The following is a 22,003-nucleotide window of genomic DNA, read 5'->3' as shown; positions in this document are numbered from 1 at the left end:
TTCTTGACCAGGTTCATCCTTTCTTTTATAATGAGTCTAACCCGCGCCGGACTTCGGCGCACAAATAAGATCCCTTTGTCCACCGGACAAAGCCGGAGGGAGGAACCAAGCAGTGAGAGGCACCCTGACCCCCGCCCAGGCCCATAAGCAGTATGACGAGGCGGTAAGTGCATACCGAAAATGGATCCCCGATCCCACTTTGCGCATGGAATTTGGGCGGCAGGCGGATGACTACTTCCGCACCTGCGCCCTGGGCGTTTGGCAGGCGGATAACGCCGCCCAAATCACCCCCCGGCATGTGGAGTTTTACAACGCCATCTACTCCGGCACCAACACCTCCCCCTCTGCCCTGTACTGGGAGGTGGCTACCGGTGTGGCGGGCTATGACCTCTTTCAGCCCCCCGCCTTCTTCCAGTCCCTGCGGGACTACGACCGGAGAAAAGGCACCACCCTCTCCCGTCGTTTTGTGGACCAGTTCACCCTGATTTTACTGCTGTTTGCCGCGGTGGACGATGTGGTCAGCGAGCCGGAGGCCGGTTTTGTCAACGCCTGCGCCGACGCCCTGCTGGCTCTGTGTACAAAGGACGGCCTGTCCGGCGATCGTCCGCCCTTGAAGGCCGATGAGTTTATCACCAAACCTCAGCCTGCCGCTCCTCAGCCTACTGTCCAGGAGGCGCCAAAGGAGGAACCCGCCCAGGAGGAAGAGCCTCAGCCCTCCCTAGAAGAACTGCTGGAGGAGCTGGACAGCCTGTGCGGTCTGGACCAGGTGAAAAAGGACGTGAAGAGCCTCATTAACCTGGTAAAGGTGCGCAAGCTGCGCCAGGAGGCCGGGCTCCCTGTGCCTCCCATGTCTCTCCATCTGGTCTTTTTGGGCAACCCCGGCACTGGTAAAACTACCGTGGCCCGTCTGCTGGCCAAGATCTACCGCAGCATGGGAGTGCTGCCCAAGGGACAGCTGGTGGAGGTGGACCGCTCCGGCCTGGTGGCCGGCTTTGTAGGCCAGACCGCCATCAAAACCCAGGAGGTCATTCAAAAGGCCATCGGCGGCGTGCTCTTTATTGACGAGGCCTACGCCCTGGTCAACCAGGACAGCCCCAACGACTTTGGCCACGAGGCCATTGAGGTGCTGCTGAAAAACATGGAGGATCACCGCAAGGACCTCATCGTCATTGTGGCAGGCTACTCCGAACTAATGGAAAAATTTATCCACGCCAACCCCGGCCTGGAGTCCCGCTTCAATAAATACTTCTATTTTGCCGACTACGACGGCGGCCAGCTCTTCTCCATTCTGGAGTCCATGTGCAAAAAGAACGGCTACACCCTCTCTCCGGAGGGAGCAGCCTGGGCCAAGGAGGATCTGGAGCGGCTTTACCAGGAGCGGGACGAGAACTTCGGCAACGCCCGGGACGTGCGCAACCTGTTTGAAAAGGCGGTCTCCCGCCAATCCGACCGGGTAGCCAAATTGGATGCCCCCACCAGGGAGCAGCTGATGGAGTTGCTTCCTGAAGATCTGAAAGAGAGCGAAGACGAAACAACATGAGAATTGCCTTTTACACCTTAGGGTGCAAAGTAAATCAGTACGAGACTCAGGCTCTGGAGCAGCTGGTCACCCAGCGCGGCCACACCCTGGTTCCCTTTGACGGGGAGGCCGACGCCTACGTCATCAACACCTGCTCGGTAACGGCAGTCAGTGACAAAAAGTCCCGGCAGGTCATCCGCCGGGCCAGAAAAACCGCTCCTGACGCCATTTTAGCGGTGTGCGGCTGTTACTCCCAGACCCACCCCGACGATATGGACAAGCTGGAGGTGGACCTGGTTGCCGGTACCGGCGACCGCACCGGCTTTGTGGATCTGCTGGAGCAGACCTGGCAGAAGCACCAGAGCATCACCGTTCTGGACGACCCCTTCCAGCGCCGTACCTTTGAGAACCTGCCCGCCGGAGGGCTGGAAGGCCGCACCCGGGCCATGCTGAAAATCGAGGACGGCTGCGTCAACTTCTGCTCCTACTGCATCATCCCCTATGCCCGTGGCCGTATCCGCTCCCTGCCCTTGGCCGATTGCGCTGCACAGGCCAAATCGCTGGTGGAGGCAGGCTATCAGGAGATCGTCCTCACCGGCATTGAGATTTCCTCCTGGGGACAGGATCTGGAGGGAAAGCCCTCCCTCATTGACGCGGTGGAAGCCATCTGTCAGGCGGTCCCCTCCCACATCCGTGTGCGCCTTGGCTCTCTGGAACCCCGGACCATTACCCAGGACTTCTGCCGCCGCTGCGCCGCGCTGGAGAACCTGTGTCCCCACTTCCATCTTTCCATGCAGTCGGGCTGTGACACGGTGCTTACCCGGATGAACCGGAAGTATGACTCGTCCCGGTATTATGAGAGCGTGCGATTCCTCCACGAAGTCTATGACCGCCCTGCCATTACCACCGACCTTATCGTAGGCTTCCCCGGCGAGACGGAGGATGAATTCCAGCAGACTCTGGACTTCATTCAGAAGTGCGGCTTTGCCGCCATGCACATCTTCCCCTACTCCCGCCGGCCCGGCACCCCGGCCGCCAAGATGCCCGGCCAGGTGCCCAACGCCACGAAAGAGGACCGTGCCCACCGGGCAGCTGAGATCGCCCAGAGCATGGAACACGCCTATCTAGACTCCTTTGTGGACCAGACCGTTCCGGTTCTCTTTGAGGAGGAGCGGGACGGCGTATGGCTGGGTCACACCACCCGGTACTGTCAGGTAGGGGTAACCAGCACGGACCCCCTTCACAACCAGCTGCGCCAGGTACGCCTTACCGGACGGGAGGGCAGCCAGCTCACCGGAGAACTGGTATAAGTTCAAATCCGGCCCTTGCGCGACAAGGGAAAATCCGATATAATAATATGACCATTTTTGAAGATTAACGGAAAAGAGGAACTGCCGTGAAATTAGGTATTGTGGGTCTGCCCAACGTGGGCAAGAGCACCCTGTTCAACGCCATCACCAACGCCGGCGCCGAGAGCGCCAACTACCCCTTCTGCACCATCGACCCCAACGTGGGCATGGTGGCTGTGCCCGACTACCGTCTGGACAAGCTGAGCGAGATGTACCACCCAAAAAAGACCACCCCGGCTGTCATTGAGTTCGTGGACATCGCCGGTCTGGTCAAAGGCGCCAGCCGAGGCGAGGGCCTGGGCAACAAATTCCTGGCCAACATCCGCATGACCGACGCCATCGTCCATGTGGTGCGCTGCTTTGACGACGAGAACGTCATCCACGTGGAAGGCTCCACCGATCCCATCCGGGATATGGACACCATCGACCTGGAGCTGATCCTGGCCGACGCCGAGATGGTGGACCGCCGCATCGACAAGGCCCAGAAGGCCGCCAAGGGCGACAAGAAGTTCCTCCACGAGGTGGAGGTCTTCTCCGGTCTGAAGGAGTGGCTCAACGACGGAAAGTCCGCCCGCAGCTACCTCTCCGAGATCAGTGAGGACGATGCCGCCCTCATCGGCACCAGCGAGCTGCTCTCTCTCAAGCCCGTCATCTATGCCGCCAACCTGGACGAGGACGGCTTTGCCGATCCTCAGGCCGTCCCCTACTACAAGCAGGTGGAGGAGCGCGCTCAGTCTGAGGGTGCTCAGGTTATTCCTGTGTGCGCCAAGTTGGAGGCTGAGATCGCTGAGCTGGATGCGGACGAGAAGGCCATGTTCCTGGAGGAACTGGGCGTGAAGGAATCCGGTCTGGACCGGCTGGTAAAGGCCAGCTACACCCTGCTGGGCCTCATTTCCTATCTCACCAGCGGTGAGGACGAGTGCCGTGCCTGGACTATCACCAAGGGCACCAAGGCTCCCCAGGCTGCCGGTAAGATCCACTCCGACTTTGAGCGGGGCTTCATTCGCGCTGAGGTTGTCTCCTACGAGGATCTGATGGCCTGCGGCACGATGGCAGCTGCCCGTGAGAAGGGCCTGATCCGCTCCGAAGGCAAGGAATATGTCGTCCAGGACGGCGACATCATCTTGTTCCGTTTCAACGTGTAATTGATTTTCTCGCCGCTCTGGACGACAGGGCGCGATCGCGTCCCGCGCCTTTTGGCGCGTCAATTCGACGCGCAGCGAAGAATTGGGCCGGACGAATTCACTTCGTCCGGCCGGAATGAAAAGATTGGGGGGTTCCCAACGTGCCTGGCACGTTGGGGCGTCCAGGACGGCGACATCATCCTGTTCCGGTTCAACGTGTAATTTCCCCTGCTGAATTTTTCTCTGAGATATTGTATTTTCTCCCGCAATCGTGTACACTATGAACAACCCTAAATCCAGAAGGAGGATTTTAACTATGAAAATCGCCCGTTTCGTGCTGAAGATCGTGGCTCTCTCTCTGGCCGCCGCCGCTGCGGTGTGCGCCGTTATCGCCTACTGGGACAAGCTCTCTGAGCTGGGAGACTGCGCCAAGGTCAAGCTGCAGCAGCGCGCCTGCTCCTCTGAATATGACGATTACGAGGAGTAAGATACTCCTTCCCTACAGCCGTGGAACTTCCACGGCTGTTTTTTTCTGCCCAAATAGGATTCCCAGCAGCAGACTCCCTGCCAGTGTGCCCAGGATGTAAACCGGAGTAAACCACGGCGCGGTGGGGTCTCCGCCTCCGTGGACGCGTGCCAGCAGTTCTGAACATCTCCAAAACGGGATACCGTAGATCCAACCGCTCAGCACCATCACAGCCCCCTTCTCTGCCAGCCAGCCTGCCAGCAGCCCTGCTGTCACCAGCTTTACCCGGTGCCGGCTGGTTGGGAATCCCCGACTCAGTCTTAGTGCCCCGGTGAAAAAGGGAATCAGAAACAACAGCCCTCCATACACGAAAAGCCTTCCAGGATGTCCCTGAATGGGATATGCTCCGCTGTCATAGCGGAAGCCTGCCAGTCCCAGCAGGAACATGGTAAGGACATAGCCGCCCGCCATCCAGCACCACCCTGCCGTCATGGTCTGAAGGACACTGCGCAGGGACTGACTGTGACGAAGCCATGCCTGCCGATACGCTTCTCTCAGCTCTTTGGGGTCTCCCATCTCTTCCAGCGCACGTTCCCGGGCCTCATCCGGACTCAGGTCGCTTTGCTCCAAGTTTGCCGCCAACTCCTCCAGGTGATCGGCAAGCTCTCCTTCCAGCCGTCTGCGGTAGGTGGGATCCGTGATGGAGGCGACACACTGTGAAACAAAGTTTTTCATCCATGGCTCTCTATGACTCATCTTTATGCTACCTCCCAATGTACATAACATGGAGCTACACCGTATGGTTTCCCGTCAGCAGTGTCCCAGGATAGAAAATCGGTTGGAAAACGCCTTTTGATAGCACCCCAGCTGATATCCGTTCATCACGCTCCATACCGCCAGCACACTGTGAGACAACGTCCCGGCAGCACCGGATACCATCATTCCTGAAACTTCAAAGGGTCCACCCAGCGCCATCCAGCACAGGATCGGCAGTACCTGCATGGCCGCATAGATCCAGCAGCTGTATTTGATCAGATTCCAGCTACAGGGCAGACCGGCAATGACCGGAGCTGTTACAAGCACCAATGCCAGCAATACGGATACGATCCCCCAGTATCCCGGATGCGGCTTTCCGAAATTGTGTGTATTGATTATGTAGAGTACGCCAAACCCCAGCATGGCAGCTGCGTAACAAAGGAAAGGTATCAGGAACAAAACCCGCGGAATTCTGTGCCTGGGTGTGTTCATCCGCTGCCTCCACTGCTCCAGGTAGACCGTGGAAAGTGCGCCGGGATCTCCCATATGCTCCAGAGCCCGTTGGCGTGCCTCATCGGAAGACAAACCTTGCCTCTCCAGATCAGAAGCCAGCGATTCTAAATGGTCGGCCAATTCTCTGCTCAGACGCCGTCCATACACAAGGTCTGGAATCTCTGCAACACACGCGTGAACAAAGTGTTCCACCCAAGGCTTCATTCCTGTACACCCCCTAAAATTCGGGCCATGGCCCGGGTGTATATCCCCCATTGATCCTCCTTCTCCCGCAAAGCTCCCTGGCCGGCATGGGTCAAATGATAAAAACGGCGCTCCCTTCCGTTCTCCATCTGGGTATAGGAGGTGATCAGCCCCTTATCCTCCAGGGCATGGAGAAATGGATATAAGCTTCCCTGACTCATGCAGAATACGTCCTCCGACAAAAGCGCCATTTGTTGAATCAGTTGATACCCATACATGTCTTGACGGCTGAGCAATTTCAGAAGGATCAGCTCATGGCTTCCTTTGGCCAGCTGCTTATCTAGCTTCATAACAACACCTCTCTTTCAGAGGCATTATATACCTCTTATCCAGAGGTGTCAAGAAAGGCCTTGCGGCTTTCTCTCCGGTACCATTGCAGGCATTCCCGTTTTCCTGTACGGCGCAGCAGCAGAGCGGATATCAACAGATCCATTCCCACCGCCACTACCGCCGCCGCCGTCACAGGGAGCGGAACGGCCTCCACCCAGCCTGAGACAGCCGGATGCACCCAGTAAACCGCCGCTGGCAGCAGGGCGGACCAGGCCAGCGCGAAGGATAAACACACCCGTCCGTGCAGATTCCAGCGCAGCTCCCGGTAATCCCAAAAGGAGACACCCAACACTTTTTCATAGAAAACTGCGGTGATATACTCCACACCTGTAGCCGCTGTTCCGCCCAGCACCATCAGCAGCAGCGGATGCGTCAAAATCTCCTCGGGCAATGCCAACACCACCAGCGCCCCCAGTCCGTACACCGGGCACAAAGGCAGTACCAAGGTACGCTTCCGGTCCCGGCGGCCTCCAGTACACCAGGCATACCCCACTTCCAACAGGAATCCCAGCGCGCTATATAACACAAAATACCAGAAATACTCCATATTGGTTCTCCTCCCACCAAACAGCAGTCTTCACCGTGCTCTACAGCCAAACCAACAGAGTTAGCATGCCGGAGAGAGAAAAAATCATGCGTTTTAGCGGCAGGAAATCTTGGGCTTACGCTTGAAGGAAAGCTGCACTTTGTGATATAATAACTCGAATACGGACAAAGAGAAAGGAAGGGGCCGCAATGCGAAATCTGATCGACTTTGGTGATATGTCCCGGGAGGAATGGGAACAGCTCTATGCCCGGGCTAGCCAGATCATTGATGCACCGGAGAAATTTATTGACGTTTGTCGCGGCAAAGTATCCTGCAATCTGTTTTATGAACCCTCCACCCGCACCAACTTCTCCTTCCAAACCGCCATGCTGCGGCTGGGTGGATCGGTGTTCGGCTTTGCAGACCCCAATTCTTCCTCCGTGGCCAAGGGCGAGACCCTGAAGGACACCATCAAAATGGTATCCAACTATGCTGATGTTGTGGTTATGCGTACTCCCTGGGAGGGTTCGGCCAAGGCGGCTTCCCTCTATTCCGCGGTACCCGTGGTCAATGCCGGTGACGGCGGCCACATGCACCCCACCCAGACCATGGCAGACCTCACCACCATCACCCGCCTGCGGGGCAAGGTGGACGGGCTGTGTATCGGCCTGTGCGGCGATCTGAAGAACGGCCGCACCGTCCACTCCCTCATCAAGGCCATGGCCAAGTTCAATGACATCAAGTTCTTCCTCATCTCCCCCCGGGAGCTGGCAGTTCCTGAGTACATGCGTGTATTTATGCGGGAGCATAACATGTGGTACACCGAGGTCACCGGTTTGGAGCCCGTTATCCCTCAGCTGGACGTGCTGTACATGACCCGCATCCAGAAAGAGCGCTTTGTGGACCCCCTGGAGTATGAGCGGAACAAGGGCATCTACATCCTCACCCGCCGTAAGCTGGAGCGTGCCAAGCCCGACATGCTGGTCATGCACCCCCTGCCCCGGGTAGATGAGATCACCCTGGACGTGGATGACGATCCCCGTGCGGTTTATTTCCAGCAAGCCCGGTTTGGTATGTTCGCCCGCATGGCTCTGCTGGAGCACCTGGCCCTTCAGCCCCGAAATGACCATCCCGCTCCGGTGGAGATCGGCACCAAGCCCATCTGCCACAATCCCCGCTGCATTACCCAGACGGAAACCTATCTGCCCCCCCTGATCAAAAAGATCGGCGGCGTGGATTGCTGCGGCTTCTGTGACGCAGCCCTTTGATCACCTGTTAAGAAATCCCTTTGCGCTGTAAATAAGCCGTTAAGGATCGTCATAAGCCCTTGACGGTGGGAATCCCTTTTGGTATCCTCCTGCCTAACAGGCCATCTGTGCCTGCAAACGTAAGGAAAAGGAGCCAAACGAACCATGGATTCCGACAGCGATCAAGCCACTGCGGATCATTATCATATTCGTTTTAAAGAGCATAGTCTGCTCTGGTCATCCAGGCAGGCCGTGCTTTTTTACGCTCTTTTTTCCTTCTGAACTTAATTGGGAGGAACAAACTGTGCCGCTTATTGCATTTCAAATTCTGATTCAAATCGTCTTAATTCTTATCAATGCCTTTTTCGCCGCCACAGAAATTGCGGTAATCTCGCTCAGTGCCAACAAGCTCCGTAAACTGGAGGAAGAGGGAGATAAATTGGCCCCGAAGCTGCTGCGTATGGTGGAGGAGCCTGCCGGATTTCTCTCCACCATCCAAATCGGCATTACTCTGGCTGGCTTTCTTGGCTCTGCTTTTGCCGCTGACAGCTTCTCGGAGTACATCGTCCACTGGATCTGTGTGGATCTCGGCGTCACCGCACTTCCCCGCTCGGCCGTGGATACCCTCTCTGTGATCCTGATCACCCTGATCCTCTCTTACTTCACCTTGATCTTTGGTGAGTTGGTACCCAAACGCGTTGCCATGCAGCGTCCCATGGAGATGGCTCGTCTGTCCTGCCGACTGGTATCCACTCTGTCTGTTATCGTCCGGCCTGTCGTCCATCTGTTGTCTCTGTCCACTAACGGCGTACTGCGTCTGCTAGGTATGCGCACCGATGTGGAAGAGGAGCAGGTTACCGAGGATGAGATCCGTATGATGATCGACCTGGGCAACGAAAACGGTACTATTGACGCAGATGAGAAGGAACTGCTCCATAACGTCTTTGAATTCTCTGACCAGCGGGTGGGCGATGTCATGACCCGGGCAGCCGATGTAGTGGCGCTTCCCGTTGACGCCACCGCTCAGCAAGTACTGGATGTGATCCGCACCAGCGGACTGTCCCGTTTGCCTGTCTACGGTTCTAATGAAAATCAAATTCTAGGCGTACTAAACGCAAAAGAATTTCTTCTTTCCTGGGCCGCCCAGGATGGAAAATCCATTTCCTCGCTTATGCGCCCCGCCTACCTGATCCCTGAAAGTCTTCCCGCCGATGATTTGCTGCGGGATATGCAGCTGAAAAAGGTTCATCTAGCCGTTGTCATAGACGAATACGGCGAATTGGCCGGTGTCATTACGGTGGAGGACCTCTTGGAGGAAATCGTAGGTAATATCTATGATGAATTCGATCCTGCTCAACCCCAGGAGTTAGAACAGCTGGAGCCAGACCTCTGGCGGGTAAACGGCGGTCTGAACGTAGAAGATCTGGCCAAAGCGCTCGAATTAGATCTTCCTCAAGACGAAGATTATGATACCGTTGGAGGAATGGTACTCAGCAGACTGCGCACCATTCCTCAAGACGGCAGCACCCCAGTGGTCCATTTCTATGGTCTGGAGCTTCGGGTAGAGCGCGTAAAGGACCACCGTATTCAGCAGATTCTGGTTCGCAAAGAGCGCACCTCCGGACAGGGCGAGAGTTAACCTCTCCCCTGTCCATAACTTTTTTATAAAATTTCAAAAAAGCCATTGACAAAGGCATAAATCCTATGGTATTATTTCATGGCTGACGTGAGAGAACACATCGTCCATGCGGGTGTAGTTCAATGGTAGAATCCCAGCCTTCCAAGCTGGTCGCGTGGGTTCGATTCCCATCACCCGCTCCATAAGCGCCTGTAGCTCAGGTGGATAGAGCAACTGCCTTCTAAGCAGTGGGTCAGGGGTTCGAGTCCCTTCAGGCGTGCCAATCTTATTTGGCTTTTATGCGGTTTCTCCCCGTCATAGTCCATGGTGGGTGTAGCTCAGTTGGTTAGAGCACCGGATTGTGGTTCCGGGTGTCGAGGGTTCGAGTCCCTTTACCCACCCCATACGAAGGCGTTCGGGCCGGAGCTTCGGCTCCGGCCCGCGCTTTTTTCTCCACTGTGACTCAGAATCCAGCCACACACAGGGGTGTAGCCAAGTGGTAAGGCAAGGGACTTTGACTCCCTCACTCGCTGGTTCGAGTCCAGCCATCCCTGCCAATTTTATATGACCCAGTAGCTCAGTCGGCAGAGCACCTGCCTTTTAAGCAGGGTGTCCGGAGTTCGAATCTCCGCTGGGTCACCATATTATCGCAACACTCTAGATGCCGTAGGCTGAACGCCTACGGCATCAAGTGTTTCCGGGCTTTTTAATGTTCGATTTTCTTCTTTGAAACAAAAGATATTTTTGGCGGTTTCGAAGCAACTGCGGAGACTCGAACCCTGCATCGCTCGGATCTGAACGGAATAAGCCGCTGTGCCCTTTTTGAACAATAGAATTTCAAAAAGGGCACAGCTCTCCATAAAGCAAAACAGTTTCATAAGATAAAGTGCTTGGTATCACAAAATGATACCAAGCACTTTTCATGCCGGGATTCCACTCGATGGTCCCGGCTTTATTATTTTCAGAACCAAAAGGAAGGTAACAGCTTATGACAAATGAATTTTTTGCCGAACTCGCAAGATGTCTTCGAAAGCAGGAAATCGACTCGAAGATTAATCAGGATAAGCGACTAGAGGTTTTCCTCCACGGTCAGCCTGTCCTTTTCGTTTCTCCGAAAAACGAGGTTTTCCTCTTGCCAGAGATGAGCGGAAATGATGAAGCTGGCGACTTGTACCACGAAGTTGCCCAGACTGCCGATGAGGTCTGGGACTATGTGGAGGCCGTCCAAACCTCTGATCTTCTGAGCGTCAGCGGCCTAAGTGAAGAGTTCCATCTACTGGCCGATTTCGGCGGCGCATTGCTGGCTGGTCGGGAGCGAGAACAAGGCTCTGGCTACCAGTTTGTCACTTGGATCTGGGACTACTATCGCACCGGGGTATGCTACGGGCACTATTATGAGGATGACTTTACTGCGGCAAAGCAGGACTTTGCTGTCCGCTCCGGACTTATTTCCAAAGCCCAGCTCTTTTCGCCGGAGGAACTAACCGAGCTCTATCGGGGCATCGATTATTTTTTAGAAAATGGACCGGAGCTACAGGAGGAACAACTCAAAGCAACTCAGGCAGCCAGAGAAAAAATCGAGTACACCGTCCCGAATCTCCAGGAGAGACTGAATCACGAACTGGATCAGGGACAGCAGTTGAGCTGATCCCTCACATATCATAGAGAGCCGTATCTTGCAATTAGCAGGATACGGCTCTTTTTTATTTTCTAACGATTTCAGAATGGAGGGTTCAAAAGTGAAAACAAATGGGGGACACACCTGTACAGGAACTGCCGAATTGTCGCCTCCCCGGTGGGACAGTTTTCTGAGCAGGGGATCATTCTATGTATCGCATGCACCAGGCTATGCCCAGTATGCATTGGGAAAACTATACCTGCCGGGAAGGCAGGCGCCGCCCGATCATGAGGCCGCTGTCCGCTGGCTGGAGCAGTCCGCGGCGCAAGGAAATGAGGCTGCCCGCGCAACGCTGGAATGGATGAAGCATCTCCGCAGCCCCTCTGTGCTGTCGGCAGCTACCCGGCTCCTGCACCACATGAGCAGGATCTTTCAGGAGCAGTCGACCAGCGGCTCCATTGCCTCGATTCGGTTCACAGACAGCAAACTCCGCCAGCGTATCCGAGAGAAGAAGATCGCCATGGGTCATAAGCCGGATGACCATGAAGATCAGGAGATCCGTATGAGTTGATGGTGCCAAATAGATCCCACTTCCCTTTTTTCATACATCATGCTATACTGGATCAAGAGGTGATCTCACAATGACGAGCAAACAAATCAGCCGGCGGATCGCTGCGGTAAAAACGGCGGATGCCATCAATGCGATTGAGGGTGTCCCTGTATCCAACTATGCCCGGATGCTTTCGCGCAGTTGGGCCAGAGGTGAGTTGAGCGGTGAGCAGATGAAATCCGCACTGCTGGCCTCGCACCGGAAAATGGCAGAGCAGGTACAGCGCCATGGCTGATCCCTATTTATATACGGATACCCCGGTCCTGAAAAACAAGCTGGACATCCGGGATGAAAAGGTGCTGGATCTGGTAGAGGCTGAACAGTCCCGCGCCAATATGATGCTACTCTATGAGCGTGGGTTCTCTGATTTCACCCCTGCAGGCTTGTGTGAGATCCATCGGTTTCTGTTTGGAGATATTTATGACTGGGCTGGAAAGTACCGGATCATTAATATTGAGAAGCGGGAAAAACTGCTGGCTGGCCGAAGCGTATGGTACAGCAATGATGAGGATATCCCCCGGGATCTGGAGAATGCATTCCAGGAACTTCTGTCACAGGACTGGCCGCAGTTCTCCAGACAGGAGTTTGTCCGCCATCTGACGGCCTGCTTCCCGAAGATCTGGCAGGTACATCCGTTCCGGGAGGGCAACACACGGACGCTGGTTATGATGATGACCTTTTTCGTGGAGCATCACGGATTCTATATGGATCAGGAATTGCTGGCAGCCAGCTCCGGCTATGTGCGGGACTCGCTGGTGATGGCATCGCTGGATCAATTCTCTGAGTATGAGCATCTGGAACGGATCTTGCTGGATGCAGTCTGTGATGAACCGATCTCTACGATGAGTCCGCGTTGGAGGTCACAACTCCCGCTGAAGTTCAGCAGGAGAAGTACAAGAAGTATCAGACCGAAAAATATGTCCCCCAGCCGCACTACCAGCGGGAGGACTGAAGCAACAACGAGCCGTGGGCATAAGCCCACGGCTTTTCTTTTTTGGAGGTGAACAATCATGCCCTACATCCATTTCACCGAGGAGCAGAAACGGCTTGCCGCCTCTGTGGACTTGGTGGAGTTTCTGCGGCAGCGTGGAGAGAAGCTGCTTCCCTCCGGCCATGAGAAGCGGCTGGACAGTGACCACAGCATCACAGTCCGGGGCAATGAGTGGTACGATCATGCGGCGGAAAAAGGCGGAGGCCCGATCTCCTTCGCCCAGACCTTTTACCACCTCAGCTATCCGGATGCCGTCACGCTCCTGCTGGGCGGATCAGCGGCAGGAGCCTGCTTACCAGAAGAAAAGCAGGCTGAGGTAGAAAGAAAGCAGTTTGAACTGCCGCCTGCCAACCACACCATGCGCCGTGTCTATGCCTACCTGCTCAAAAAACGGCACATCCAGCGAGACGTGCTGAACGCCTTCGTCCATGCGGGACTCATTTACGAAGATGAAAAATACCACAACGCCGTGTTCGTCGGGAAGGATGAACACGGCGTTGCCCGTCATGCCCACAAGCGAAGCACCCATGACACAGGCAAGACCTTCCGCATCAATGTAGAGGGCAGTGACCCGCGGTGCAGTTTCCATTGGACTGGTGTCAGTGACCGGCTCTATGTATTTGAGGGACCTATCGATCTGCTCTCCTATATCACGCTCCACCCAGAGGACTGGCGGCAGCACAGCTACGTGGCCTGCTGCGGGACCTCCAGCCTGCCGGTGCTCTGGATGCTGGAACACAACCCCGTCCTGCGGGATGTCTGTCTCTGTCTGGACAACGACAAGGCGGGTCATACCGCCAGCCTCCGTCTGGCCGAACAGATCGCGGAGCAGTTTGGGATCGCCTCAAGCCGCCTGATCCCGGAGAACAAGGACTGGAACGACGACCTGACAGAACGGGCCGAGCAGGATCATACTGTGCAGATGGTCCGGCGGATGGGGTGACGCCATGTCGATATGGGCGGAGTCACTTCCTATACCTATGATGCAGTGGGCAACGTCTTGTCCATCACCGATCCCATGGGGTTTGTGACTTCCTACACCTATACGGCGGATAACCAGCAGGCGACTGCCACGGACGCCGAGGGCCATACGACTTCCTATACCTATAATACCCTGAGCCAAGTGTCCACCGTGACCTCCCCCGGCGGCAACAGCATCTCTTATACCTATGACGCCAACGGAAATCCTCTTACGACTACCGATGCCGAAGGCGGCGTCGTGCGGCATGAGTATGACGCACTGGATCGCCTGGTCGCTTCTACGGACGCCAATGGCAACCGGCAGACCTTCGAGTATGACAATGAGGGGAACCAGACCAAGAATACCGATCCTTTGGACTATGCTACCAGCAGCTCTTACGATGCACTGGGGCAGTTGGTCCAGGAGACCGACCGGAACGGGAACGTGCGGAAGTATACCTATGACGCTGATGGCAATATGATCTCTTCCACGGACCCGCTGGGCAATGTGACACAGTACACCTATGACGAAAACGGGAATCAGCTCTCTGAGACGACGCCGATGGGGCTGACCACCAGCAACGTGTACGACAACATGGATCGGGTCTCCAGCACCACAGACCCCATGGGCCATGCAGTTACCTTCTTCTACGATGCCGCCGGCCAGTTGGTGGGTATGACCAACAAGGACGGCACCAAGGTGGCCTATACCTATGATGCCAACGGCAACAATCTTACCGTAACGGACGAAGAGGGCTATGTGGTCACCTACACCTACGATGCCAACAATCGCATGACTGCCATCAAGAACGCACGTGGGTACACAACCAGCTATGAATATGATCGGGTGGGCAATCTGGTCAAGACCATTAATGCCATGAATGGCGTCTCCATCGTAGTCTACGATGCAGATGGAAACCTGATCTCTGAGACCAACACAGATGGGGCCACCACTACCTATACCTATGATGGTTTGGGACGTGTGTTGACCATGACCGATCCCGTTGGCGCTGTAACGACCACTGAGTATGACGCCAACGGCAACGTTGTAAAGCTGACTCAGGCCGATGGCCACAGCATCACCTATACCTACAATGCCCGCAATGAGTTGACCTCGTATGTGGACGCTGAGGGCTACACCCACAGTTTCACCTATGATGGTAATGGCAATAAGATCTCCGAGACCGATGGCAACGGTAACACCACTTTATTATACCTACGATGGTCTGGACCGGCTGGTGGGCAAGAAGGATGCCGAGGGCGGCGTTTCCTCCAAGACCTATGATTCCGATGGCCGGCTGATCAAAGTTGTCAACGAGGAAGGTGCGGAGACTAACTATGATTACGATGACTGCGGACGTGTAGTGAAGATGACCGACGCTCTGGGCAACGCCACCACCTATACCTATGATGAGATGGACCGCGTGCTCACCATCACCGATCCCAGAGGCGGCGTGACCACCTACACCTACACCGATCGCGGCGATGTGGCCACCGAGACCGACGCTGAAGGCTACACCATCTCCTATGAGTACGACGGTAACCACAACATGGTCAAAAAGACCACTGTGGACGGCGTGACCACCTACGAATACGATCCTCTGGACCGGCTCATCAAGACCACTACGCCGGATGGCAAGAGTGAGACCATCGAATACAATGGCGAAGGCCAGGTGGTTGCCAGCACAGATAAGGGCGGCCATAAGACCAGCTATGTTCTGGATGCCAACGGCAACGTGATCGAGACCATCGATGCCCTGGGCAACTCCGCTCTCTTTGAGTATGATCTGATGGGTAACCTGGTCAAGACCTCTCTGCATCGTGTGGATACTCAGGACGGTGTGGACGAGTGGGAGATCACCCTGTACGAGTATGATGGCCGCACCACCACCTACACTTACGACGGCATGGGCCGCACGGTGAAGATGGAGTATCCTCACGGCTGGGTGGAGGACTACCACTACGATTCCATCGGCCAGCTGCTGAAGGTGGAAGACACCGATCCCAGCGGCAAGGACATGAAGCAGCAGAAGCATGTCTACAAATATGATGACTGCGGCAACATGACCTATGAGTATATGCGGGGCAATGGCACCGGCGAGGCCACGGTAGAGAACTTCTATACCTATGATGCGCTGCACCGGGTGACCAATGCCAAGGAAAACTATGGAAATGCCAGCCGCACCTATCAGTATGACAGCTTGGGCAACCTCACCTGGGAAACCAACTCCAATAACGTCACCACGGACTACAAGCTCAACAATCTGAATCAGATCACGGAGAAGTCCAGCGACGGTTGGAAGACCCACACTACCTTCACCTATGACAAGAGGGGCAACCTGATCCAGGAGCAGTACGGCAAAAACAAGAAGGTCACCAGCATTGGGACGTACACCTACGACGAGACCAATAAGATGGTCAAGGGCGTCAACGCCAACGCCGAAAGCAGCTCCTATCTCTATAACGGACTGGGCGCCTTGGTGGAGCAGACCTGGGTGATCGCGAAGAACAGCTATGGCTACCATGATGTGCTGGCCGAGGCCGTTGATTCTGTCGCCGAAGAACCTGAGACCGCCAGCGATTCTGTTGACAGCCCCGAGGTTCCGGCTCCCTCTGATGACAGCACTACGGAGACAGACGCCGTGCTGGACGAAGCGCCCGCCGATTCCGCCGATTCTGGTATCATGCTGCTGGCCGCCCCGAAGAAGGACGACAGCGGTAAGAAGCCCAGCGACAAGCCCACCGGCAGCGACGTGAAAAAGACCTCCACCGTGGTGAAGGAGTTCGTGGTGGACTACACCACTGAGACCCACGAGCCTCTGATGGAGCAGGAGGTCAACGGCCTCACCTACCGCTATGTCTACGGCAATGACCGCCTGAGCGTGAACATCACAGGCGTAGAGAACGGTTCCAGCAAGCTCATCGAAAATGGGAACCAGATCCGGCTGTACTACCACATGGATTATCTGGGCACCGCCGACTACCTCACCAGTCCCCTGACCGGCAAGGTGGAGAGCTGGACCCACTACAATGAGTGGGGCGAGATCACCCACAACGCCGTCCTCAAGTGCGGCCAGCGGGAACTGGATCTGGTGAAGCGGTATGCGACCCACGACTTCGATGCGGTGCTGAACCAGTACTATGCCAAGGCACGGTTCTATGACGCGGAGAATCGTCACTTTACCGCTATGGACCCCATCCTTGATCCGAGCCAGTACAGTATCAAGGAGTACGTGGATAACCCGATGCAGTTGGTGCAGTATCTGTATGTTGAAAATAGCCCCCTAATCTATATTGATCCGCTTGGCAAATTCCGCAACGGTACGGTGCTGTATAAGGGCATACGTTGGCATTCCTCTGATATAAAGGCGCTCCAAACTGCCCTCAATAGGTACGCCTCTTCTCTGGGATTTGAGCGGTTGGATGTGGATGGCAGCTTTGGGCCCAAAACTGAAATTGCTGTAAACGCCTATAAAGATAAGTATTTGCCTGGTGGAAATACTGGCGAAAACCGAGGAAAAGTAGGGTATTCCACTTGGCTCAAACTTAACCTTCCCATCGATGCTCCTGCAAATCCGATTGAAGCACTCCCAGGTTTTCCCTTCTTCTTTAAATGGAATGAGGATGAGGGTATCTGGTACACACCAAATGACGAATTTGTTGCCCAGAAACCATTCGGATATAACGACGTTTATGACTTCGTATTCCAACTTACAGATTATCGGTATTTTGAATCTCGCTTCAACTACAATGGTATGGATTGGATGATCGAAGGTTGGAAGGGATTCTATCTCAATATGGGCGTCGGTGCAGAAATTGGTGTCTACTATCGTCTCCCCCAAAATAGCACCAAAAACACAGGCTATTTTGAGAGTGCAGGGATTTGTATTGAAGATGCCATTGGTCACTATTGGGTTGTCGATGAAGAAGATATGCTTTTAATGTCTTATAAGGTTTATGATGGGCCTGTAAGCAGCGGCAAATTAATCTTTAGCCGGCCGCTTCAACGGCATTGGTGGCTCAATGGTTTTAGACCGAGCATCGGGCATATTCCTGCTGAAGATTTAACCTTAAATGGTTATATTTATTTCCCAGCAGATGCTAACGGGAGCGGAACAATGGCAACTCGCTTCAAAAATGGTATTTCCTCTACTAAAGCAGGAACGGGAAGTGGTGGTAGATTTGATAACAGCAATTTTACTATTCACTCGACTACCAAGGTCTATTATTCTTCCGCAGGCTCTAGTGGATGGTACTATAAAGTAAAATTTACCTGGGGGAAATAAAGCATGAAACTACGCGTTATCGTTATCACGCAGGTGATCGTTCTTGCTTTTATCACTTGCGGTTGTAGCGTGCTTTTAGAGAAAGGGGGTGATTACATCGAACACGCAACAACTCCAACGCCGTTATTTGCAGCTATTGATTTTGGGTCACTCGAATGGGTAAAAGAAGAGGTTGACAGCGGTGCAAACTTGAACGAAGAGCAAAGTAGCAACCTACTGTCTCGGAAAATGCGTCCGATACAATATGCATATGATGAATGTTTTAATGAAGCAATCCCAAACTACCTCATCGAGGCAGGCACCGACCTCACGTTTTGCGATAGTCAAGGAGATACTTTGCTTTTTTCTGCTGCACTTCGCCCAGACGGCGTGGAATTGTGTCGGCAATATCTTGAGCATGGCATTGATATAAACCATGTGAACAATAATGGGGATACTGCTTTAGATATGGCAGCCAAAGAGGGGTATTACTCTACCGCAGAATTCCTGATTGATAATGGAGCAACTGTATCCCAACATACATTAGAAGAGGTAGTACAAGGAGTAAATGGCCAAGGATATGAACATCTTGATTTAGTCCAGCTCATTGTAAACAACTGCTCACCAACGAATATAAACAATGTATTGCCTCCATTGATCGTAGAAGCCATTAAAGGAAACAGTCCGTATTTAATTTGCGCCGAATCCAAAGATATCGCAAATTTGTCTGCCGAACAGAAACGAATGCTCGGGTATAGTTTAGTTGCTTTCTGCAATAAAGATGCATTAGCGCATTGTTTTGACATTGGATTATCATATAATGATTGGGACTTAGCTCCTCTGGACATTGCAGCTCAGTATGGTAATATTAGCACTCTTTCTTGGCTTCTTGAGAATAAATCTATATTTTCAGAGGGTGATTTATCGATAACAAGTGCTCTTTATTCTGCAGTAAGCGCAGGGCAATACCAAACATCTGAGTATCTACTGGATAATGCTATTACTGTCAGTTTTGCTTCACCCCAAGGAGAGAGTTTCTCGTATTTGGATCTTGCCGCCATGAGTGGAAATATTCAACTCTTTGAACTTTTAGTTGAAAGAGGTTCTCCGATTTGCAACCAAGTAATAATATCATCTTTTGGAATTGCTGTTCAAAAAGGTGAATATGAAATGGGCGAGGCAATTTGGGACCATATAGATTTTTCGTCTATCACTGATTCTGAGAAAGAAACCATATGGAAGGATAGTTTCCCTTGCCTCAGTCTCTTAGAGCGGTGTTCTCAGGCAGGACTCTCAAAGCACGATAATGAAATGCTCTTAAATGCCGTTCAGCTCAATCGCACAGATATTTTGCAATTTTTATTAAAAAACGGAAATAAAATCTCATATGAAGCATTATCCTCTGCAGTTTCTCTTGGTTACCTTGATGCGGTAAAACTTATGGTAGCTTATGGCGCTGATGTAAATCAAAGAGATACTGATGGAGATTTGCCAATCATCTCCATTGCGGCAATGTCTAGTGCACACATCACAAAATACCTTATTGAATCTGGCGCAGATGTTAATTCCAAAAGTGAAGATGGAACAACTGCGCTAATGTTCGCAGTTATGCGTGACCGTGTTCCCTGCGTGCAGCTATTACTTGAAGCTGGAGCTGATTTGTCCAGCACAAACAGCGAAGGTAATAGTGTTTTTGACATAGCTGAAACAAAACAAAATCCTGATATCTTAGAACTATTGTCCGCATTTTAAAATGTGTAGATTCTTAAAAATCAGTAGTTGGTTGAAGCGAATCATTCAGGGACACAATAGTAGCAAAAATCGCAACTACTCAAAAGGTAATATGGATGGTACGTTCTAAGTATATTTAGATCAGATTTTCACAAAGAGGTGCCGGCACAGCTTTTGGGGACTTGTCCAAGATCCAATACTGAATCTACCCCACACAAAAACCGCAGCCACCCCAGTCTGGGGTGGCTGCGGTTTTTTTAAGGTAGTAGCGGCAAATGTGGATTTTAGCAGTGGAAATTCGACTATCAGAATCAAAGGTCGGGTCGTGTCAAGAATTTTTCGCACTTTAGTTCGCAGCCTCTGTTGTAAATGAAGTCAGCCAGCAATGGAGGTATCCTCAACGGCAGCCTCCAGATGCTTCATGTTCATGTATTTCTTGTTGCCCCACTGTGTGCCGGCCACATGGCGGAGCCGGGCACAGACCAGCATGAGAGCAGAGTTGCCGTCCGGGAAGCTGCCAACAACACGGGTGCGGCGGCGGATCTCCCTGTTTAGCCTCTCAATCACGTTGTTGGTACGAATACGGGTCCAGTGTTCGCTGGGAAAATCGCAATAAGTCAGGGTTTCTTCAATGCCACTCTCCACCTTCTTAGCGGCCTCCTTCAGTTTCATAGAGCGCAGTTCCTCCACTACGGCCTTAGCTTTTTCACGGGCAGCTTTCTTGCTCTCTTGAGCATGGATCGCCTTGAGCATCTTAGCCACCAGTTTCACTTTGGAGCGAGGCGTGACTGAGAATACATTGCGGTAAAAGTGGACGGTACACCGTTGGTATTTGGCCTCAGGAAACACCTCTCCCACGGCTTCCAACATACCAAGACACTTGTCGCCAACAATGAGTTTCACTCCGTCCAGGCCACGCCCGCGGAGCCATTGAAAGAAGCTGACCCAGCTGGCCTTATCCTCCTTCATACCCTCAGCGGCGCCCAGAACCTCACGATATCCGTCCTCATTGACTGCAATTGCCACAAGAATGGCTACATTTTCAAATTCTCCGCCCCAGTTGCGGCGCAGATAAATCCCATCCACATAGACATACGGATACCGCCCACCTTGCAGAGGACGGTTCCGCCAATCTTCAATGTGGACATACGCTTTCTTATTCAGCTCACTGATGGTGGAGGGAGAGACCTTGCTGCCCCACAGGGCCTCGGTGATGTCCTCCACACGCCGGACGGATACACCTGCCAGGTACATTTCAATAAGAGCCTCTTCCACACTGCTCTCCCGGCGGCGATACCGTTCAATGATGGCAGTTTCAAAGGATATTCCTTTGAGCTTAGGTACCTTGAGAGTGACATTCCCGGAAGTGGTGGTAAGGTTACGGTTGTAGTGGCCGCTGCGGTAGCCCTGGCGCTGCTCGTTACGCTCGTACCGGGCCGCCTGGGTTAGCTTCTCCGCCTCGGCCTCCAGCAGTTCGTTGAGGGTTTCCTCTACGCTTCCGCGTACAAGTTCCTTGAGCTGCCCCTTGATTACTTCCTCGTTTAGCTGTACAATCTTTTCCGACATGGTTTGCTATCTCCTTTCGAATGGTGGTGTCGCGACTTCATTCTACCAGAGATCTGCAAACCATGTCGCTTTTTGTTTTTGCGAAACTTATTCTACATGACCGAATCAAACTGTGACCATCAATGTGGTACAACTGAAAATGATGTGAAGCAATAAGTTGACACTTGACGCACAGAGCCTGCTTTTCCCCAACAAAGGGGATCAGCAGGCTCTGTTTTTATTTTATATGGTCATCTGATTTCCACGATGTTCTTTGCCGGAATGCGGCAATAACGGATTACACAACTTGGATCAGTGCTTCAGTCTCCTGTTCACTGTATTCTTCCCTTACTAAATGAAACTGCTGGAGCATTAGAGCGTACCGTGCCGCTTGGGTCAACTTCTCTGCTTCGGCCTCCAACAGCTCGTTGAGCGTTTCTTCTACACTTCCACGCACAAGTTCCTTGAGTTGGCCCTTGATAACTTCTTCGTTTAGCTGTACAATCTTTTCCGACATGGTTTGCTGTCTCCTTTCGAATGGTGTGTCGCGACTTCATTCTACCAGAGATCTGCAAGCCATGTCTCTTTTTGT

Annotated in this window: 19 protein-coding genes, 5 tRNA genes and 1 pseudogene; 19 read left to right on the top strand and 6 right to left on the bottom strand. The window is 53.3% G+C overall.

The window, feature by feature from the left end; genetic code table 11:
- The first annotated feature begins 112 nt into the window (after positions 1-112).
- The 4 genes from ACLTXB_RS11215 (at position 113) to ACLTXB_RS11200 (ending at position 4,479) form a co-directional block, all read left to right on the top strand.
- Positions 113-1,540, top strand: coding sequence for an AAA family ATPase (locus ACLTXB_RS11215; protein WP_428227036.1), 1,428 nt, complete (start codon positions 113-115; stop codon positions 1,538-1,540).
- Positions 1,537-2,829: a tRNA (N(6)-L-threonylcarbamoyladenosine(37)-C(2))-methylthiotransferase MtaB gene (gene mtaB / locus ACLTXB_RS11210; protein WP_428227035.1), complete on the top strand. Its 1,293-nt coding sequence runs from the start codon at positions 1,537-1,539 to the stop codon at positions 2,827-2,829. The genes ACLTXB_RS11215 and mtaB overlap by 4 nt, the downstream gene beginning before the upstream one ends.
- 86 nt (positions 2,830-2,915) lie before the next feature.
- Positions 2,916-4,013 (top strand): redox-regulated ATPase YchF, encoded by a 1,098-nt coding sequence (gene ychF, locus ACLTXB_RS11205; protein ID WP_428227034.1) that lies wholly within the window; start codon positions 2,916-2,918, stop codon positions 4,011-4,013.
- A gap of 295 nt (positions 4,014-4,308) precedes the next feature.
- Positions 4,309-4,479, top strand: a complete 171-nt coding sequence (locus tag ACLTXB_RS11200) for a hypothetical protein (RefSeq protein ID WP_020989485.1) — start codon at positions 4,309-4,311, stop codon at positions 4,477-4,479.
- A 12-nt stretch (positions 4,480-4,491) separates the two neighbouring features.
- On the opposite strand, the gene ACLTXB_RS11195 is transcribed toward ACLTXB_RS11200, so the two are convergent.
- The 4 genes from ACLTXB_RS11195 to ACLTXB_RS11180 are packed head-to-tail and all read right to left on the bottom strand — an operon-like array spanning position 4,492 to position 6,847.
- Positions 4,492-5,214 carry a permease prefix domain 1-containing protein gene (locus tag ACLTXB_RS11195; protein ID WP_428227033.1) on the bottom strand — a complete coding sequence of 241 codons (723 nt, stop codon included), beginning with the start codon at positions 5,212-5,214 and terminating at the stop codon, positions 4,492-4,494.
- A 54-nt stretch (positions 5,215-5,268) separates the two neighbouring features.
- A complete protein-coding gene (locus ACLTXB_RS11190; protein WP_428227032.1) occupies positions 5,269-5,931 on the bottom strand; it encodes a permease prefix domain 1-containing protein in 663 nt (220 codons plus the stop codon).
- Positions 5,928-6,260, bottom strand: a complete 333-nt coding sequence (locus ACLTXB_RS11185) for a PadR family transcriptional regulator (protein ID WP_008980037.1) — start codon at positions 6,258-6,260, stop codon at positions 5,928-5,930. The genes ACLTXB_RS11190 and ACLTXB_RS11185 overlap by 4 nt, the downstream gene beginning before the upstream one ends.
- Before the next feature lie 35 nt (positions 6,261-6,295).
- Positions 6,296-6,847: a putative ABC transporter permease gene (locus ACLTXB_RS11180; RefSeq protein ID WP_428227031.1), complete on the bottom strand. Its 552-nt coding sequence runs from the start codon at positions 6,845-6,847 to the stop codon at positions 6,296-6,298.
- A 188-nt stretch (positions 6,848-7,035) separates the two neighbouring features.
- On the opposite strand from ACLTXB_RS11180, the gene pyrB reads away from it, so the two are divergent.
- From pyrB to ACLTXB_RS11105, 15 genes are all read left to right on the top strand, one after another.
- Positions 7,036-8,094, top strand: a complete 1,059-nt coding sequence (pyrB, locus tag ACLTXB_RS11175; RefSeq protein ID WP_008980035.1) for an aspartate carbamoyltransferase — start codon at positions 7,036-7,038, stop codon at positions 8,092-8,094.
- Between the two features lie 283 nt (positions 8,095-8,377).
- Positions 8,378-9,712: a hemolysin family protein gene (locus tag ACLTXB_RS11170; RefSeq protein WP_151075485.1), complete on the top strand. Its 1,335-nt coding sequence runs from the start codon at positions 8,378-8,380 to the stop codon at positions 9,710-9,712.
- 108 nt (positions 9,713-9,820) lie between these two features.
- Positions 9,821-9,894 (top strand) — tRNA-Gly (locus tag ACLTXB_RS11165).
- Between the two features lie 3 nt (positions 9,895-9,897).
- Positions 9,898-9,974: transfer RNA gene (locus tag ACLTXB_RS11160), tRNA-Arg, on the top strand.
- Between the two features lie 44 nt (positions 9,975-10,018).
- Positions 10,019-10,095: transfer RNA gene (locus ACLTXB_RS11155), tRNA-His, on the top strand.
- A gap of 78 nt (positions 10,096-10,173) precedes the next feature.
- Positions 10,174-10,248 (top strand) — tRNA-Gln (locus tag ACLTXB_RS11150).
- A gap of 9 nt (positions 10,249-10,257) precedes the next feature.
- Positions 10,258-10,333: transfer RNA gene (locus ACLTXB_RS11145), tRNA-Lys, on the top strand.
- Between the two features lie 499 nt (positions 10,334-10,832).
- Positions 10,833-11,339, top strand: coding sequence for a hypothetical protein (locus tag ACLTXB_RS11140; RefSeq protein WP_428227030.1), 507 nt, complete (start codon positions 10,833-10,835; stop codon positions 11,337-11,339).
- A gap of 76 nt (positions 11,340-11,415) precedes the next feature.
- Positions 11,416-11,880, top strand: a complete 465-nt coding sequence (locus ACLTXB_RS11135) for a hypothetical protein (protein WP_428227041.1) — start codon at positions 11,416-11,418, stop codon at positions 11,878-11,880.
- A 70-nt stretch (positions 11,881-11,950) separates the two neighbouring features.
- Positions 11,951-12,154, top strand: a complete 204-nt coding sequence (locus ACLTXB_RS11130; protein WP_428227029.1) for an antitoxin VbhA family protein — start codon at positions 11,951-11,953, stop codon at positions 12,152-12,154.
- Positions 12,147-12,923 (top strand): Fic/DOC family protein, encoded by a 777-nt coding sequence (locus ACLTXB_RS11125; protein WP_428227028.1) that lies wholly within the window; start codon positions 12,147-12,149, stop codon positions 12,921-12,923. Before ACLTXB_RS11130 ends, ACLTXB_RS11125 begins: the two co-directional genes overlap by 8 nt.
- A gap of 6 nt (positions 12,924-12,929) precedes the next feature.
- Positions 12,930-13,853, top strand: a complete 924-nt coding sequence (locus tag ACLTXB_RS11120) for a DUF3991 and toprim domain-containing protein (protein ID WP_428227027.1) — start codon at positions 12,930-12,932, stop codon at positions 13,851-13,853.
- 12 nt (positions 13,854-13,865) lie between these two features.
- Positions 13,866-15,155 carry a hypothetical protein gene (locus ACLTXB_RS11115; protein WP_428227026.1) on the top strand — a complete coding sequence of 430 codons (1,290 nt, stop codon included), beginning with the start codon at positions 13,866-13,868 and terminating at the stop codon, positions 15,153-15,155.
- Positions 15,058-18,156 carry a DUF4474 domain-containing protein gene (locus ACLTXB_RS11110; RefSeq protein ID WP_428227025.1) on the top strand — a complete coding sequence of 1,033 codons (3,099 nt, stop codon included), beginning with the start codon at positions 15,058-15,060 and terminating at the stop codon, positions 18,154-18,156. The genes ACLTXB_RS11115 and ACLTXB_RS11110 overlap by 98 nt, the downstream gene beginning before the upstream one ends.
- A 3-nt stretch (positions 18,157-18,159) precedes the next feature.
- The gene (locus tag ACLTXB_RS11105; RefSeq protein WP_428227024.1) at positions 18,160-19,887 is read left to right on the top strand and encodes an ankyrin repeat domain-containing protein; all 1,728 of its coding nucleotides are present in this window, start codon (positions 18,160-18,162) and stop codon (positions 19,885-19,887) included.
- 354 nt (positions 19,888-20,241) lie between these two features.
- Here ACLTXB_RS11105 and ACLTXB_RS11100 read toward each other — a convergent pair whose 3' ends face one another.
- Positions 20,242-21,432: an IS256 family transposase gene (locus ACLTXB_RS11100; RefSeq protein WP_428227023.1), complete on the bottom strand. Its 1,191-nt coding sequence runs from the start codon at positions 21,430-21,432 to the stop codon at positions 20,242-20,244.
- 358 nt (positions 21,433-21,790) lie between these two features.
- Positions 21,791-21,928, bottom strand: a pseudogene (locus ACLTXB_RS11095) (IS256 family transposase); the annotation flags it as partial.
- Between the last annotated feature and the right edge of the window lie 75 nt (positions 21,929-22,003).

This window comes from Flintibacter sp., from assembly GCF_046973065.1.
This window is presented reverse-complemented; position numbering and strand designations above follow the sequence as displayed.